Genomic DNA, 15522 nt, shown 5'->3' with positions numbered 1-15522 from the left:
AACTATGTTACGAGGTATTATGATCGTATTATTAACAGTCGGTGTAGTTGGAACGGGTTACTGGGGTTATAAAGAGCACCAAGAGAAGAATGCAGTATTAATTCGAGCAGAAAATAGCTATCAACGGGCATTTCATGATTTAGCGTACGAGGTAGATTTATTGCACGATAAAATTGGAACAACGCTTGCAATGAATTCACGTGCATCTTTATCACCTGCATTAGCAGACGTATGGAGATTAACATCTGAAGCACGTTCGGATGTAGGGCAATTACCATTAACGTTAATGCCATTTAATAAAACGGAAGAATTTTTAGCGAATATCGGTGATTTTAGTTATCGTGCAGCCATTCGTGATTTAGAAAAAGAGCCGTTAAATGATCAAGAATACAAAACGTTGGAAACTTTATATTCAAATGCAGGAAATATACAAGATGAGTTACGAAAAGTACAACACCTAGTTTTGAAAAATAATTTACGCTGGATGGATGTTGAGATGGCACTCGCATCAAATCGTGACCCTGCAGACAATACAATTATTGACGGTTTAAAAACAGTAGAGAAAAACGTAACATCCTATTCATCTACAAACTTCGGACCTACCTTTACTAGTGCACAAAAAAATAAAAAAGGCGGATTTGAAGCAGAAGGGAAAGCAATTTCTAAAGATGAAGCAGCGAAAATTGCAAAATCGTTTTTGAACTTAAAAGGAAATGAAAAAGTAGATGTTGAGAAAAGTGGAAAAGGTGCGAAAGAATCTTTCTATAGTGTGAAAATAAAAGATCCAGTAGCGAATAATGAGTTTTATATGGATATTACCGGAAAAGGCGGATATCCAATTTGGGTTATGAATAATCGGGAAATTAAAGAACAAAAAATTAGTTTAAATGATGCAGGAAGTAAAGGTTTAACATTTTTAAAAGACCATAAATTTAACAATATGGAGCTTTATGATAGCTCGCAATATGATAATGTTGGTGTATTTACGTATGTAGTAAATGAGAATGGCATACGAATTTATCCAGAAGCAATCCAAATGAAAATTGCATTAGATGACGGTTCGATCGTTGGATTCTCCGCAAAAGAATATTTGGCATCACATCAAAAACGAACAGTTCCATCAGCAAAGCTAACTGCAGCAGAAGCAAGAAAGAAAATCAATCCAGATGTTAAAGTTATGGAAGAACGAAAAGCTGTCGTAGTAAATGATTTGCATAATGAAGTACTCTGCTATGAGTTTATAGGCACTTTAGGAAAAGATACGTACCAAATTTTCATTAATGCAAATAGCGGTGCAGAGGAAAAAGTGAAGAAAATGCAAGCTGTTGAAAAAATTTATGATTAAATTTTAATAGTAAAGTGGTGAGAATAATGAAGAGCCTAATATATATGTTGATGCTTTGCTTTTTAATAACTGGATGTAGTATTGGAAAAAAGGACAATCCAAACGAAAAACCAGAGCAAAAAAATGTTTCGACGAAAAATGTTAATTACACGAACAAACCAAATAAGCCAAATGAAAAAGCAGCGGACCATTTAGCTTCTTTAGCCGCTAGTGTGCCAGGTGTGAATGATGCAACTGCCGTAGTAGTCGGCAAATATGCAATTGTAGGTATTGATGTAAAAGCAAAACTTGATCGAACTCGCGTTGAGTCTATTAAATACTCTGTTGCAGAAAGTTTAAAAAACGATCCTGATGGTGCTAATGCAGTCGTTGTAGCAGATGTTGATACGTATGAACGACTGAAACAAATTGGAAAGCAAATTAAAAAAGGAAAAACAGGTGAAGGTATACTTGATGAGTTAGCTGGAATCGTTGGCCGCGTAATGCCGCAAGTTCCAAATGACATGATTGAAAATCGAGAAACGAATCCAATTAAAGATAATGATAAACAATTACCAAAAGAGGAAGAACAAGAACTAAGAAAAGAACAGAATGACCAATCAAATAATCATTTGAATAAATAAAATTAACCCCGTACTTAATTGTACGGGGATTTTTCAATATAATATTTAATATTCAGTTTATTTTTAAGGGAATATATGGTTTAATGATGATGGGAGGGACAACTGTTATGATGAAAAAAAGCGCATTAATAGTATGTAGTTTATGCTTAGGTTTCAGTATGACAGCGTGTGAACAGAAGAAAGAAGTGAAAAAACGAACAGCGACTTCTTCTACTGTGTTGGAAAGTGCGAAGAAAGAATCTATCAATATAAATCATTTCTCGAACATAAATGAAGGAATGACTTATACAGAAGTGAAAGATTTAATTGGCTTTGATGGTAATTTACTTATAGAAGAAGGTGTAGAAGATTCTACACAAATTAAACAAATTTTTTCTTGGAAGGGAAGCGACCCAACTTCATTAGTTGAAATTACTTTTTTAGATGGAAAAGTGCATTCAAAAGCACAGCAAGGTTTAAGTTAATATGTTGAAAAGTGGGAGAGTTTAGCATGAACATACATACAGGGGAAATTCAATTAGTTCCGTATAAGGAGAAATATAAAGAAGTTATACAAACTTTTACTTTACCAAGTGAACAAGTTCAATTCACATCTGATCCAGGTAAATTATTGGAGAAAGCAAAAAGTGATCGAACAAAAAATGTGATTGTTATTTTAGATTACAATGGGATACCTGTTGGTCTTTTCGCATTGCAAACAGGAGATAGAGTACAGGAGTTCACAGACAATCAAGATGCTTTACTTTTAACATCGTTTTCTATAAATCACAATAGACAAAGAAAAGGATATGCTAAAAAGTCATTGGCACTATTACAAGAGTTTGTAAAACGTTATTTCCCGATAAAAAATGAGGTTGTACTTGCTGTAAATGAAAAAAATATTCCTGCACAAAATTTATATGAAAAAGTCGGCTTCCAAGATAAAGGCTTTAGGAGAATGGGACCAATCGGTCAACAAATTATAATGCATTTACCTATCATGAAATAATGAGAAGAAAAACTTACTCTTGCATAATAAAGTAGTAAGTTTTTTTATGTAGACAATAAGAGAGTACATATTAATAGGCTATATTTAAGAGTAATGAAATCATAGATAGTTCCACAAAAAATAAAGTTACTTGAAATACATTTATTGTTATAGTGCGACAATCAATAATTAATACTTTTGGGAGGCGTAGCTTTATGGAAATCATTCAATTACTAAAGAACGATGACTTATTTAATAAGGCAATAGATGTTTTTTGGAAAGAATGGGGTGAGGAAGGTGGGCGTGCATTCTATAAAGATTGCATGACTAATGCTTTAACCAATCCAAATAACATACCAAGTTTTTATATTGTAAAAATAGATAATGAGATCATCGGAACGTATGCATTAATTCTCAATGATTTAAATAGTCGTCAGGATTTGAGCCCATGGCTAGCATGTTTGTTTGTAGATGAAAAATTTAGGGGTAACTCTATTGGTGAAAAATTGTTGAATCATGGACTGCTAGAAGCTGCAAAAAGAGGATACCATTTTCTTTATCTTACTTCAGATCTTAACGGCTATTATGAAAAATATGGATGGGATAAAATTGGAGTTGCTTATGGGCCTAGTGGAGGGTGCATACCTTTGTTTAAAAAGTCAACGGCTCTATAACGAAAGCACTTTTTATTCAACAAACAGATGCTTTCGTTGAATAAAATTTAACCACTACAAGAACCTTACTATAATAAAATGTAGTAAGGTTCTTATAGCGTATTAAATATCTTTACATCAACTTTGAAACACATTTAAATGAGGAGAAATGATATGACAATTTATATTGCATTACTAAGAGGAATCAATGTAGGCGGGCATAAGGTAATTAAAATGGCTGATTTAAAACAAATGTTTGAATCCATAGGGTTAAAACAAGTAAAAACATATATTCAAAGCGGTAATATCGTGTTCGAATCTGAAAAAGATATTGATTTTCTAAATAAACGAATACAATCGGAAATTAAAAACGTTTTTGATTTTGATGTTCCAGTCATGTTAAGAACACGTGATGAATTTATAAATACGATAAAAAGGTGTCCTTATGAAGTCGATTCATTGCTTGAGGGGGAAAGTATACATGTTGCCTTCTTAGCAAATGAACTTTCTGAAAAAGAAAAGGATCAGCTATTTATGCAAAAAAATGAGACAGAAGATTGTTTTATACATGAAAAAGTTGTGTATTTATTTTTCAAAAATAGTATTCGAAATTCTAAATTAATGAGTCAATTTCAGAAGCTACATACAGCAGCTACAGTAAGAAATTGGCGGACAGTGAATAAATTAAAAGCGATAGTTGAGGGTATATAAATAAAAAGGTGAGATTTTCTGTATATAGAAAATCTCACCTTTTTATTTATATTGTTTTGCGACTATAAGTTCGACAATAGGATAAATAAAGAAAGAAGAACAAAGAGCGATAAAAAGAGGAAGATTCTTTATTTCATCGAGTAATAGGAATGCAAATCCTTCTGATGCTATTAAAATAAAAAACATAAGGCATATTAGTACAAAATAAGAAATTTTAAAGCTTTTATATTTAATTTGTTGTCCCATTTCATCTTGGCTTTCTTTCGATACTCCGTTTGGATCTCCCCAAGTAATTTGATTAATTAAATTACCAAGTATTAACGAAAAAGCGAATATTGTCCCTCCAAAAATCGAACCTTCTGTTACATATTTATATGCGCCATATATAAGGACTCCGATTAAAGATAAAACGATAATGATGAAAATAAACTTTTTATGATTCAATTTAGAAATGACACCTCCTATCATGTAAAAAACTCTTTACATCTATAGTATAAAATTGGAAAAGTTTTATGTCAAATACTTTTTACATGAAGGGACAAGAATATGATATTTTGTTTTTACGATAAACAAAAAATTACATTACATTTGAATGTAAAAGAATGAGCTCGCATATATTTGGAAGGGATGTCAGATTAATTTAGGGGGTAGTTATGTCTATTCTATTAAAAGCTGGTGCTGATGCAGGAAATAACGGTTTGAAGTTAATGGTGAAAGGGCAAGACCCTATTTTTATTCCGAGTATATATTCTTTATATATAGGAGAGCCTACAGGATTGTTAGATGAGGGGGATGTTTCATTATCTGAATTAGAAAATCACATTGACGTGACCATTAGTTCTCCATCACTAATGTTAAATAACGTGCGGTATATTGTTGGAGAAAAAGTCATTCAAGATCAATTAAAAGGTACTGAGGTTGAGAAGAAATCGAATAAGTCAACTGATGAGTTAATGGTTATTACAATTCTATCTGGTTTAGCGGTAAGTGCTATGCGTCAAAGTCCAACTTCTAGTCATATTAATATTCGTTACGATTTATCTGTTGCTCTTCCTATGCAGCTTATTACACAAGAAATAGCTGCGGAAAATGCGAAACGCTATATGGGTAATCATAAAGTTGTGTTCCATTATCCAAACGGACGTGATGTTACGATTAATGTATCTATCGAGTTTTGTAAATGCCTACCTGAAGGTGCTTCTGGGACGTGGGGCATTGTATATGATGAAGAAGGAAATGTTGTAAAACATAAAATAGAATGTGAACAAAATCAAGTTTCAGAAATTGATTTTGTTGATAAAACACTATTATCTTTTGATATTGGTGCAGGGACGACAGAAGAAGTAGTTTCACTTGGCGTCAACTTTAGGCCACAACTAAGTAAGGGCTTATCATATGGTGTGAAAGAAACGTTGCTACAGATTATTACGAGATGGAACCGGAAGTATCCAACAAAAACGATTGATAGCATTACAGAATTTAACCAAATTTATTTACATGAAAAGCACCCGCGAAATGCGTTATTAGTTGAAGAATCACAGCCGGCATTATTAGGTTTAGCAGCGCGTGTCGCAACGGATATCATAAATAAAATTGATGATATGAAAGATGATCCATACGTATTTATTTATGGCGGGGGCGCAGTAATTATTAAAAACAGTTTGAAAATGATTTTAAAGCAAAAAGGACGATTAACAAATGTAATTTTTGTAGATAATCCGTTATTTACAAATGCACGTGGATTATTAGTATACACTTGTTCACCAAAATATAGAGAGCATAAGCAAAAAGAGTTAGGGTTTACAAACTTAACGATAAGTTAGTTGGTGGAAGTATGCGATCTAGGCGATATAAACGTGGTGATCGGGTAAAAATCAATATTCATAAGTCGGTATCACCTGAAATGCTTGCATGGCTAAATAAACAATCGAACCCAACGAATTTCTTTTTCTTTGCAGCGCAGCAACTTTTTAAACAAGTAGGAGATATTGATGTGTCAAAAGCTATACCTAGTAGCCATGTTTTCTCATTATACGTAGAGCCATCTTCCATATTAAAAGTTGAAGTAAACCCTTTTAAAAACGTACCACTAGAAGCTAATAAATCCACCGAAAATATAAAAAAAAAATCATGGGAAGCTGTTGATCAATTAGATTGTCCGTTTTTTTAACGAATTTCCCGAAAGAATTCTCCTTCCTGGGGCGTGTGAAGGGCGTAGCCCAACGATAGGTGGGAGATGAATTTCGGTTTGTCGGTAGTCAAAAAATTCTGATAAAGCATCTATATGAGGTTCTTTGATAACTTGATATAGAAGGTTGCAGGAAGAAAATAGCGTGCGAAAACCAAGCCATTCGGTTCCTGCGTAAAATATCAACCGTATAAAGGGAACTTCCAAGCGTTGGTCATCTAGGGATGGAACGCCCCGAAGTAACGCTCAGGGAGACGAAAGGTTGCTTTCGTCGTGGAACTGAGAAGCTCCCACTTCAAGCTTTGCTAAGTGGTGAGTAGTTCACACATAGAAAAATATAAGTATTGCCTATCACTATACATACAGATACAGTGATGGTTTTTTTTACATGTAACGAATAAAAGGGGCGCACCATAATTTGTGCCCCTTTTATTCGTTATTTATTCATATTTTAGCTGTATGTTCAGTAACAGCATGAATTATGTCTTTCCAGTCATCAGGATGATTCTCATGTCCTGCGCCTTCGAGGGTTAATAGGACTGAGTTAGGAATTTCATCAATAAGTGCGAGAGCATGTTCAAAAGGGAGTGCGGTATCGTCTGTTCCGTGAATGACTAATGTAGGTGCTTGTAGGGAGTGAAGCACACCTTCATATGTATCATCTCCTCGTAGTAGAGCGTGGTTAAACATACTTAATAAATTGTTAGCTCGTTCTATTTCTTGTTTTACCTGTTTATAGACTCTTTTTTCATCTAATGTTCGTTTTGATCCACATAAAAGCCGAGATCCTGAAATTAAATATTCTGCTATAACTTTATCATTTGTCCAATCTAAATGCGTGCCATTTGCGTGATGTGTTAAAATCCTTTCATCCATCGGAGGTAAATCGCGCGTGTTATCGTCAGAGCCTATTACACTTGTAGCTAGTAATGTTAACGACAATATTCTTTCAGGATGTATTACAGCAGCAATTTGAGCTATCATACCACCTAATGACATGCCAAATAGATGTGCTTGATCAATATGATAAGCATCAAGTACTCCAATTGCATCTTCTGCCATATTTGTAACTGTATAATTGGAAGTACCGGGTTCATATGCAACAGAGCGCCCTACATCACGGTTATCAAAACGAATAACAAATTTCCCGGTGTTAGCCAACTGTTCACAAAATTCTTCATCCCAATAAACCATTGAACACGTAGCGCCCATAATTAATAAAATAGCTGGATTTTTAGGGTTCCCAAAGCTTTCTGTACATATATCAATCCCGTTTATTTTAAATATCTTTTCAGTCATAAAGTTTTCCCCATTTCTTTTTTAATGTAATTAAAAATGCAGTTTCGAATGATTCTAATGTGTGTGTAAGATTCATTTTGGAATTCATAATGTTTCTTACGTAATTACCTCCAAAAATAAGTTTATGATAATTCAAGGCAAAAAATTTTGAGAAATATTTGTATGTTATTAAAATAAACAGCAAGGAGGAATGGAAATGAAAGCAATTGTAATAGATCAATTTGGGAGTGTTGAAGAATTAAAAGAAAGACAAGTTTTAAAACCGGTTGTTAAAGATAATGAGGTATTAATACGTATTCTCGCAACATCTGTTAATCCTGTTGATTGGAAAATAAGAAAAGGAGACTTGCAACAACAGTTACGATTTTCATTTCCAATTATTTTAGGGTTAGATGTAGCTGGAATTATTGAAGAAGTTGGGGAAGAGGTAGAGTGTTTCAAAATAGGAGATAAGGTGTATACGAAACCTGAAAATATAGGACAGGGCTCTTATGCTGAATTCATTACAGTAAAATCAGATTTAGTTTCCTATATGCCTACAAATCTAAGTTTCGAAGAGGCAGCTTCAATTCCTCTTGCAGGACTTACAGCGTGGCAAAGTCTTGTAGATTACGCAAAAATAAAAGAACATGACCGAGTACTTATTCATGCTGGAGCTGGTGGAGTTGGAAGTTTAGCAATCCAAATCGCAAAATCATTTGGGGCTTTTGTTGCGACAACTGCAAGTAGTAAGAATGAAGAGTTTTTAAAGTCATTAGGAGCGGATCTTGTTATTGATTATAAAAAAGATAAATTTGAAGAACTACTATCAGATTTTGATATTGTGTTAGATACAATTGGTGGCGAAGTACAGGAAAAAAGTTTTCAAATTATAAAACCTGGTGGTGTGTTAGTTTCAATTGTTCATGAGCCAATTCAAAAAGTAAAAGGGATAAAATCAGGTTTTTTATGGCTAAAACCAAATGGAAAGCAACTAGAAGAATTATCAGATTTAATTGTACATGGAAAAATAAAACCAATCATAAGTAAAGTTGTTCCGTTTAATGAAGCAGGGGTTAGAGAAGCTCATATTTTGAGTGAAGGTCAACATGTTAGAGGTAAGATTGTAATGAAAGTCGGAAGATAATATTTGAACCACGAAAAAACTCAGAAACAAATACTATCCCAAAAGTCACATTTTCATTTTGGGATAGTATTTCTTATTGGATATGTAATGTTATCTCTATCATATACAGTTTCGTATTGTATCATATAATCTCTCTAAACCAATTAACATATCTTTTTCATTTAACAGAGAATAGCTAATCCTTAATTGGTGATTATTGATTTCGGGATTTAATAGACAAGCTGTTCCTGGTAAAAAAGAGACATCTACTTCATTTGCTTTTTGTAATAAGGTAAAGGGATCTATCGGATCAGGAAGTGTAATCCATAAATTAAAGCCACCATTTGGTATTTCAAATCTTATTTCTTTAAGTGGTGATAACAAATCAATCGTTATATCACGTCTAATTTGTAAAGCCGTACGCAATTTTTCTAAATGGTTTTTCATACGTTCTGCACGCAGGAAAGGTAGAAGTGCTTTTTGTGTTAATAAAGGGCTACCAATATCCATTGAACCTTTTACAGCATATAACCATTCGAAAATAGGTCCATCTGCAATAAGTGCTGCGATACGCAGTCCGGGTGCTAACGTTTTACTAAATCCTTTTATATATATTACGTGGCCATTCCTATCAAATTTTTTGATAGGAGGGGGAACAGTCGCACCCTCAAAATATATTTCTCCGAACGAATCATCTTCAATTATAAAAAATTTATATAGCTCTGCTAGTTCTATTAGTTCCATTCTTCGTTCTTTACTCATTACTGCACCTGTTGGGTTCTGAAAAGTCGGATTCGTATACAATAATACGGGATTTTTACTTTGACAAATATCATCGACTAAGTCAGATCGAATTCCATGATTATCAAGAGAAACTGGAATGATTTGAGCGCCTTTATTGATAAAAATATCAAGTGCGGCACTGTAACACGGACTTTCCACTAATACAATATCACCAGGTTTTAATAATGTTTGAGCAATTAAATCAATTCCTTGTTGAGCGCCGCTTGTAATTAATAATTGAGAGGGGTCTGTCACTAATTGCTGGTGTTCTTTTAAGTAACTTGCTATTTCAACTCGCAGTTCATAATCGCCTTGAACTGGACCATACGTTGCTAGGAGCATTTGGTCTTTATTCAGTATTTTATGCATTTCATCAGCTAAGAATGGATTTGGTAATAAGCGAGGATATAAAATCGCTTGTGAAAAATCGTAATATTTCCGGTGCTGATTCATTGTATATTGAGATCGCATAACATTAATCGTTTTCGTTTGTTGCCATTTATACGGAATTGGTTTGAAATCTTTCTTTCCATGTTTATGTATATAAGCACCTTTTCCTTGCTCAATGCGTATATATTCTTTCTTTTCTAACTGCTTATATGCTTTACGAACTGTTAATAGGCTAATCTGTAAATCTTCGGCCATAGTGCGTAAAGATGGAAGTACGTCACCATGTGAAAGCATGCCACTTTGTACTCTTTCAACGATTTGCATATATATTTGCTTGTAATACGGTATGTTGGATTCTTTACGAAGAACAATCTTCATGGTTTCACCTTCTTCGTTTTTATTTAATTAAAGCGAAAAATATATAGAGAATCAACTACAATTTTAGGCAACTGTTATATACATAGTTACACTGTTATACACTATCCCTTCTATACTCATGTTAAGAGTAAAAAGGAGGAAGAAAAATGGTCATTTTCAATTATATTTTAGTATGTATTATTTTCGGAACAACATTTTTAACGATAAAAATCGGAATTGAAGCAGGAGCACCTCCATTGTTTTCAGCAGGCATTCGTTTCTTTTTAGCAGGAGTAATTCTAATGATTATATTTAAGTTAAAAAGGAAAGAAATTATGCCACATGTATTTTCGAAACGTATTATGTATGCTGGTTTTTGTTTAACATTTATGACATTCGCATCACTGTACTGGGCAGAACAATTTATTTCTTCGGGATTAGCTGCTGTGCTTTCTGCAACGGGACCGATGATGATTTTGTTATTACAGGCAAGGAGAAATAAGACAAAATTACAAAAGGAGCAATTTTTCGCATTAATTATAGCACTAATAGGCGTTGTTTTTGTTTCTTTACCAGGCATGCACCAAGAAGTAAGTTTCATATGGAGTATTGCTTGTGTTGTTTTAATAATAGGAGAGTTATTTTACGGAATAGGCTCTATTCGATCAAAAGAAATACTTTCGGATTTACAAAGTGTATCACCATTTCTCATTAATGGTATTCAAATGTTTTATGGAGGAGTTTTACTATTAATCGTGTCTGCCGTAGTAGAACAACCGAATGTATCTGTATTAGCCTCTTGGAGTGTACAGTGGCCTATTTTATATCTAATCTTTATCGGATCAATTGGTGGGCACGGATTATATTATTGGCTCTTATCAAAAACAAATCCTGTATTCCCGTCAACGTGGTTATATGTCTCACCGTTAATTGCTATTATAGTAGGCTATATCATATTAGGAGAACCTTTAAACCCCACAATGGGAATAGGTGCATGTTTCATTTTGGTTGGTGTATTTTTAGCTAATCAATCCACACTCCGTACTTATTTCAAACAAGGGAGATTATTTGAGAAGGAAATGTAGTTGTATAAAGAAGCAGCCCTGTATAAAATAGGGCTGCTTTAATTTTATTAAAGATACGGATTGACTTTATTTATTGGAAAGTCGTAATATTATTAAGCTATATGAAAGAGAACTATAAAAGAGGGGGAGTTATTATGAAAATAAATTGGACTGAAGTAAAGCAAAAAATTCGACCGCAAATTTCAAAACCATCATATGAAACTTGGTTTACTAATACAACTGCTTATTTAGAGGATGATATATTAACGATTTATGCTCCAAATGAATTTGCACGTGACTGGTTAGAATCTCATTACAAAGAGTTAGTATTTCATACATTAAGAGAAATGTTTAATACGACGTTTGAAATTCAGTTTGATCTATGTAATGGCGAACCATCTAAGTTGAAAGATATTCAAAAAGTAAGGCTTAGTAGCTGGGATGAAGTAAAGAAAGCATTAAGGCCAAAATTAGCAGAGAAAACATTTATGAAATGGATTAGAAATACAAATGCTACGATAAAAGATAATACATTAATAATCTTTTGTGAAGATGCGTTTCATCGTGATTTGCTTGAAGGAGAGTATAAAAATATAATTTCAAGTACCGTACAGAATCTTACAAATGAAGAATATCAAATTTGGTTCGAAATAGAATCAAAAACCACTTCTATAGCACAGATTCTTAACATGCAAAATCATCCACTCACTTCTGGACAAGAGGAATCCAACACGATTTGGGATGAAATAAAAGATAAAATCCAATTAACAATTTCAAGACCTTCATATGAAACGTGGGTTAAAGAAACGACAGCCAGAATAAATGAAGATTCATTGATCATTTATTTTGAAAACGAATTCCAACAAGGTTGGGTTGAAAAGTCTTATAAAGATTTAATTTCAAAAATAGCTAAAAAGTTAACTGGAATTACATATGAACTTCAATTTGAATTAGAATCAAATAAAGAAGCAGACATTAATGATGAAAAATCAAAATTACCTACTGAAAATACTATTTTCGAATTATGGGAGCAGTTCAAATCGTCCAATGATGAGTTAAAATATAATAATGTAGTGGATAGCGAAAAACGCATCCAAGCATTAGAAGAAAAAATAGTGAACTTAGAAAAAGTGATTGATACATTAGTGGGGAAATTAGAGGTAGCAGAATCAAAAACACAGTTGAAAAAATAACCAACTGTGTTTTTTACTTAATTTACTTTTTTTATAAACCCTTTATAATGACGTTTCACAAGCTGACTTTCTAACGTCTTCATTGTTTCAAGTGCAACACCGACGATAATAAGTAAACTTGTACCACCAATTTGTGCAGAAGGTGGTAACGTAGCAATTTTTGTGAATACGAGCGGCAAAATGGAAATTGCACCTAAGAAAATTGCGCCAATAAATGTTAATCGATATAAAATTTTCGTTACATATTGTTCTGTTGATTTACCAGGGCGAATACCAGGCACATATCCATTTTGCTTTTTCAAATTCTCAGCCATTTGTTCAGGATTTACTTGAATAAATGCGTAGAAGTATGTGAAAGCAACGATTAGACCGACATAAAGTGTCATTCCAAATGGATGTGCAAAATCAAGATTTGCAACGATCCATTTTGACACGCTTGAATCAGGGAAGAGCTGCGCAATCGTACGCGGCGTCATTAAAAATGCAGAAGCAAAGATTACTGGAATTACACCAGCACTATTTACTTTAAGAGGTAAATGAGTGTTTTTTGCTCCTTGATATTGATTGTTTCCTGAAACAGCTTTTGCATATTGAATCGGTATTTTACGCACGGCTTGTTGTATGTAAATAACGCCAACAACTATCGCTAAAATTACGAGACCAATTAAAACCATCTTTATGATGTGCATGAATAATTGATCGCCTGCATTTTGGAATTGCTGCAAATAAATTTGGTTCGCAACATTTGGAATTGCTGCTACAAGTCCTGCGAAGATAATCATCGAAATACCATTACCAACTCCGTTAGCGGTAATTTGTTCACCTAACCAAAGTAAAAATGCAGTACCTGCAGTTAAAACTGTCGCAATAAATAAGTATGTAGTCCAGCTTTGATCTGTTATTAATTGTCCACCTGCTATATTATTAAAGCCATAAGACATTCCAATGGCTTGTATGAATGCGAGAATGATTGTAAAGTATCGAGTGAATTGAGCTGATTTCTTACGGCCCATTTCTCCTTGCTTTGCCCATTCCGAAAATTTAGGTATAACGTCCATTTGTAGTAATTGTACTATGATGGAAGCTGTAATATAAGGTGTAATACCTACAGCAAAGATTGAGAAGTGTTGTAGTGCCCCTCCGCCAAATACGTTTAGCATACCTAAAACGTTAGCTTGATCTTGTACTTTTAATACCTCTGCGTTAGTATGAGGAACTGGAATAAACGTGCCAATTCGAAAAACGATTAGCATTGCTAGTGTAAAAAGAATTTTGTTTCTTATCTCAGCTACTCTCATGAAATTTGAAATCGTACGAAACATTATGTCGCCTCCTATATTTTTATCAGTTCAAAACTGATGATTATATCCCGATGAAGTAACCACAAACCTCCTTCCGCATTAAATTCATTTGACAAATGGAATTTTATACATTTTGTAGTTTTCTCGGATATAAAATATAAGGTGTTTTTTAGCGACCAATAAGCTTTTCGTAATCATTCAATACACATAATATATCGAATAAATTAACAAATGTACATACATACGCATGAAAAATGAATGAAGAATGTTATTTTTCACATTAATTTAATGTTTAATTGATAGGATACGTTTTAATTGTTATAATTTTCTTAATAATTAAAAGGAGGTGAGTAGATCGGATGGAGACTTTAAAAAAGAAACATGTGGAAATACATCTAGATCTTTCTCACGTAATTGATGGTGTATATATTAATAGGTAATAAATAACATTTTATACATCATACATAAAGTACATTTCCACATTGTTTTAAAAACAAGATGAGGTGGATTGTATGATGAAATTAAGTAGAATGCTAAAAGTCGTCGCAACTGTTGACGGAAATTGGAGAAGTTCGTTTGCCGAACAAATTTTAATGAACTGGGAACATGATGAAGACTCTCTTTATTACATTCGTGCTAGTGCAAATTTTGTGTTTGTTTTTCAAAACAATGGTGAGCGTTATTACCTTAGATTTGTAGAAAGAGAGGAAAAAAATATAGAAACTATTCAAGCTGAAATTCATATTTTGCAGTATTTATCGAGCTGTTCATTACAATTAAATGCTCCGGTAATATCGAAAAATCAGCGTTATATTGAGGAGATTCATACAGAATTAGGAATTTTTTATGCGGTTGTATTGAAAGGCTTAAAAGGAAAACATTATGCAATAGAAGACTTAACTAAAGATCAATTCTATTTATGGGGTAAACAATTAGGGCGTCTACATGCAGCTTTTAAAACAATGCCAGAAGAATTGACAAAAGATAGAATAACATGGCGGGAACATTTAGCGTATATTGAAAACTCAATACCTCAAGAAGAATTCGTTTTACGAAAAGAGCTTGAGAGAATTGAAGAATGGATCCATACATTGCCGATTACAGATGAGAATTTCGGATTCATTCACTATGATTTTGAATTAGATAATTTATGTATAGATGGAGACATCATTGGAATTATAGATTTTGACGATTGCGCTCATTATTGGTATATAGCTGATATTGCATATGCTTTACGGGATATTTGTAATGAAAAACTAGAACTAAACCCTCTTTATTTTGAAGCGTTTTTACAAGGGTATAGACAGGAAACAACTATTGATCATGCGATGTTAAAAGATATACAGTGGTTTTTACGAATGCATCGTTTAATGATGTATGCGAGATTGACTCGGACTGTTGATATTCCGGATTCAGAAGATTATCCATTATGGATAAGGGATTTAAGAGGTAAACTATTTTATTATATAGAAGATATTAAGCAGCAAGTCAAAAACGTTACACTGTATGAGGGTAGCACAATAAATAATAATTAAATAATAAA

General features: G+C 33.2%; 16 protein-coding genes. 12 read left to right on the top strand and 4 right to left on the bottom strand.

Going from position 1 to position 15522, the window contains the following annotated elements:
- Positions 1-4 precede the first annotated feature (4 nt).
- The 6 genes from ypeB to ACHZK0_RS13080 all read left to right on the top strand — a co-directional run bounded on the left by ypeB (position 5) and on the right by ACHZK0_RS13080 (position 4299).
- Positions 5-1345 carry a germination protein YpeB gene (gene ypeB, locus ACHZK0_RS13105; RefSeq protein WP_270344095.1) on the top strand — a complete coding sequence of 447 codons (1341 nt, stop codon included), beginning with the start codon at positions 5-7 and terminating at the stop codon, positions 1343-1345.
- Between the two features lie 26 nt (positions 1346-1371).
- Entirely contained in the window at positions 1372-1968 is a 597-nt protein-coding gene (locus ACHZK0_RS13100; RefSeq protein ID WP_395761671.1) for a YhcN/YlaJ family sporulation lipoprotein, read from the top strand.
- Positions 1969-2075: 107 nt separating this feature from the next.
- On the top strand, positions 2076-2432 hold the full coding sequence (locus ACHZK0_RS13095; protein ID WP_262742724.1) for a hypothetical protein: 357 nt from the start codon (positions 2076-2078) through the stop codon (positions 2430-2432).
- A gap of 26 nt (positions 2433-2458) precedes the next feature.
- Positions 2459-2956, top strand: a complete 498-nt coding sequence (locus ACHZK0_RS13090) for a GNAT family N-acetyltransferase (protein WP_270344094.1) — start codon at positions 2459-2461, stop codon at positions 2954-2956.
- Between the two features lie 194 nt (positions 2957-3150).
- Positions 3151-3609, top strand: a complete 459-nt coding sequence (locus ACHZK0_RS13085; protein WP_262742721.1) for a GNAT family N-acetyltransferase — start codon at positions 3151-3153, stop codon at positions 3607-3609.
- 153 nt (positions 3610-3762) lie between these two features.
- Complete coding sequence (locus ACHZK0_RS13080; RefSeq protein WP_262742719.1) at positions 3763-4299, top strand: DUF1697 domain-containing protein; 537 nt, start codon at positions 3763-3765, stop codon at positions 4297-4299.
- Between the two features lie 42 nt (positions 4300-4341).
- Here ACHZK0_RS13080 and ACHZK0_RS13075 read toward each other — a convergent pair whose 3' ends face one another.
- The gene (locus ACHZK0_RS13075; RefSeq protein ID WP_262742717.1) at positions 4342-4743 is read right to left on the bottom strand and encodes a hypothetical protein; all 402 of its coding nucleotides are present in this window, start codon (positions 4741-4743) and stop codon (positions 4342-4344) included.
- A gap of 209 nt (positions 4744-4952) precedes the next feature.
- Between ACHZK0_RS13075 and ACHZK0_RS13070 the strand changes: the two genes are divergently transcribed.
- The gene (locus tag ACHZK0_RS13070) at positions 4953-6122 is read left to right on the top strand and encodes a ParM/StbA family protein (RefSeq protein ID WP_061679805.1); all 1170 of its coding nucleotides are present in this window, start codon (positions 4953-4955) and stop codon (positions 6120-6122) included.
- A gap of 11 nt (positions 6123-6133) precedes the next feature.
- On the top strand, positions 6134-6469 hold the full coding sequence (locus tag ACHZK0_RS13065) for a hypothetical protein (protein WP_262742715.1): 336 nt from the start codon (positions 6134-6136) through the stop codon (positions 6467-6469).
- A 462-nt stretch (positions 6470-6931) separates the two neighbouring features.
- On the opposite strand, the gene ACHZK0_RS13060 is transcribed toward ACHZK0_RS13065, so the two are convergent.
- Complete coding sequence (locus tag ACHZK0_RS13060; RefSeq protein ID WP_395761670.1) at positions 6932-7786, bottom strand: alpha/beta fold hydrolase; 855 nt, start codon at positions 7784-7786, stop codon at positions 6932-6934.
- Between the two features lie 196 nt (positions 7787-7982).
- Between ACHZK0_RS13060 and ACHZK0_RS13055 the strand changes: the two genes are divergently transcribed.
- Positions 7983-8912, top strand: coding sequence for an NADP-dependent oxidoreductase (locus tag ACHZK0_RS13055; protein ID WP_270344092.1), 930 nt, complete (start codon positions 7983-7985; stop codon positions 8910-8912).
- Positions 8913-9011: 99 nt separating this feature from the next.
- On the opposite strand, the gene ACHZK0_RS13050 is transcribed toward ACHZK0_RS13055, so the two are convergent.
- Complete coding sequence (locus tag ACHZK0_RS13050) at positions 9012-10442, bottom strand: PLP-dependent aminotransferase family protein (protein ID WP_395761669.1); 1431 nt, start codon at positions 10440-10442, stop codon at positions 9012-9014.
- A 146-nt stretch (positions 10443-10588) separates the two neighbouring features.
- Between ACHZK0_RS13050 and ACHZK0_RS13045 the strand changes: the two genes are divergently transcribed.
- Both ACHZK0_RS13045 and ACHZK0_RS13040 read left to right on the top strand, forming a co-directional pair.
- Positions 10589-11506: a DMT family transporter gene (locus tag ACHZK0_RS13045; protein ID WP_395761668.1), complete on the top strand. Its 918-nt coding sequence runs from the start codon at positions 10589-10591 to the stop codon at positions 11504-11506.
- A gap of 134 nt (positions 11507-11640) precedes the next feature.
- A complete protein-coding gene (locus ACHZK0_RS13040) occupies positions 11641-12678 on the top strand; it encodes a DnaA N-terminal domain-containing protein (protein ID WP_262742709.1) in 1038 nt (345 codons plus the stop codon).
- Positions 12679-12695: 17 nt separating this feature from the next.
- Here the strand turns inward: ACHZK0_RS13040 and secY are convergent, their stop codons facing one another.
- The gene (secY, locus tag ACHZK0_RS13035) at positions 12696-14000 is read right to left on the bottom strand and encodes a preprotein translocase subunit SecY (RefSeq protein ID WP_000490104.1); all 1305 of its coding nucleotides are present in this window, start codon (positions 13998-14000) and stop codon (positions 12696-12698) included.
- Positions 14001-14491: 491 nt separating this feature from the next.
- Here secY and ACHZK0_RS13030 point away from each other — a divergent pair, with 491 nt between their 5' ends.
- Positions 14492-15514: a phosphotransferase enzyme family protein gene (locus tag ACHZK0_RS13030; protein WP_262742708.1), complete on the top strand. Its 1023-nt coding sequence runs from the start codon at positions 14492-14494 to the stop codon at positions 15512-15514.
- Positions 15515-15522: the final 8 nt, after the last annotated feature.

The organism is Bacillus sp. 3G2, assembly GCF_044324725.1.
GTDB classification, from domain to species: domain Bacteria; phylum Bacillota; class Bacilli; order Bacillales; family Bacillaceae_G; genus Bacillus_A; species Bacillus_A mobilis.
The sequence above is the reverse complement of the archived record's forward strand: the minus strand, read 5'-3'. Positions and strand labels throughout refer to the sequence as shown.

Bases quoted from the DNA above. Each gene is read 5' to 3' on its own strand.
- ACHZK0_RS13100 (WP_395761671.1), top strand. From the start codon at position 1,372: ATGAAGAGCCTAATATATATGTTGATGCTTTGCTTTTTAATAACTGGA.
- ACHZK0_RS13060 (WP_395761670.1), bottom strand. From the start codon at position 7,786: ATGACTGAAAAGATATTTAAAATAAACGGGATTGATATATGTACAGAA.
- ACHZK0_RS13050 (WP_395761669.1), bottom strand. From the start codon at position 10,442: ATGAAGATTGTTCTTCGTAAAGAATCCAACATACCGTATTACAAGCAA.
- secY (WP_000490104.1), bottom strand. From the start codon at position 14,000: ATGTTTCGTACGATTTCAAATTTCATGAGAGTAGCTGAGATAAGAAAC.
- ACHZK0_RS13045 (WP_395761668.1), top strand. From the start codon at position 10,589: ATGGTCATTTTCAATTATATTTTAGTATGTATTATTTTCGGAACAACA.
- ACHZK0_RS13080 (WP_262742719.1), top strand. From the start codon at position 3,763: ATGACAATTTATATTGCATTACTAAGAGGAATCAATGTAGGCGGGCAT.
- ACHZK0_RS13030 (WP_262742708.1), top strand. From the start codon at position 14,492: ATGATGAAATTAAGTAGAATGCTAAAAGTCGTCGCAACTGTTGACGGA.
- ACHZK0_RS13070 (WP_061679805.1), top strand. From the start codon at position 4,953: ATGTCTATTCTATTAAAAGCTGGTGCTGATGCAGGAAATAACGGTTTG.
- ACHZK0_RS13085 (WP_262742721.1), top strand. From the start codon at position 3,151: ATGGAAATCATTCAATTACTAAAGAACGATGACTTATTTAATAAGGCA.
- ACHZK0_RS13095 (WP_262742724.1), top strand. From the start codon at position 2,076: ATGATGAAAAAAAGCGCATTAATAGTATGTAGTTTATGCTTAGGTTTC.
- ACHZK0_RS13055 (WP_270344092.1), top strand. From the start codon at position 7,983: ATGAAAGCAATTGTAATAGATCAATTTGGGAGTGTTGAAGAATTAAAA.
- ypeB (WP_270344095.1), top strand. From the start codon at position 5: ATGTTACGAGGTATTATGATCGTATTATTAACAGTCGGTGTAGTTGGA.
- ACHZK0_RS13090 (WP_270344094.1), top strand. From the start codon at position 2,459: ATGAACATACATACAGGGGAAATTCAATTAGTTCCGTATAAGGAGAAA.
- ACHZK0_RS13040 (WP_262742709.1), top strand. From the start codon at position 11,641: ATGAAAATAAATTGGACTGAAGTAAAGCAAAAAATTCGACCGCAAATT.
- ACHZK0_RS13065 (WP_262742715.1), top strand. From the start codon at position 6,134: ATGCGATCTAGGCGATATAAACGTGGTGATCGGGTAAAAATCAATATT.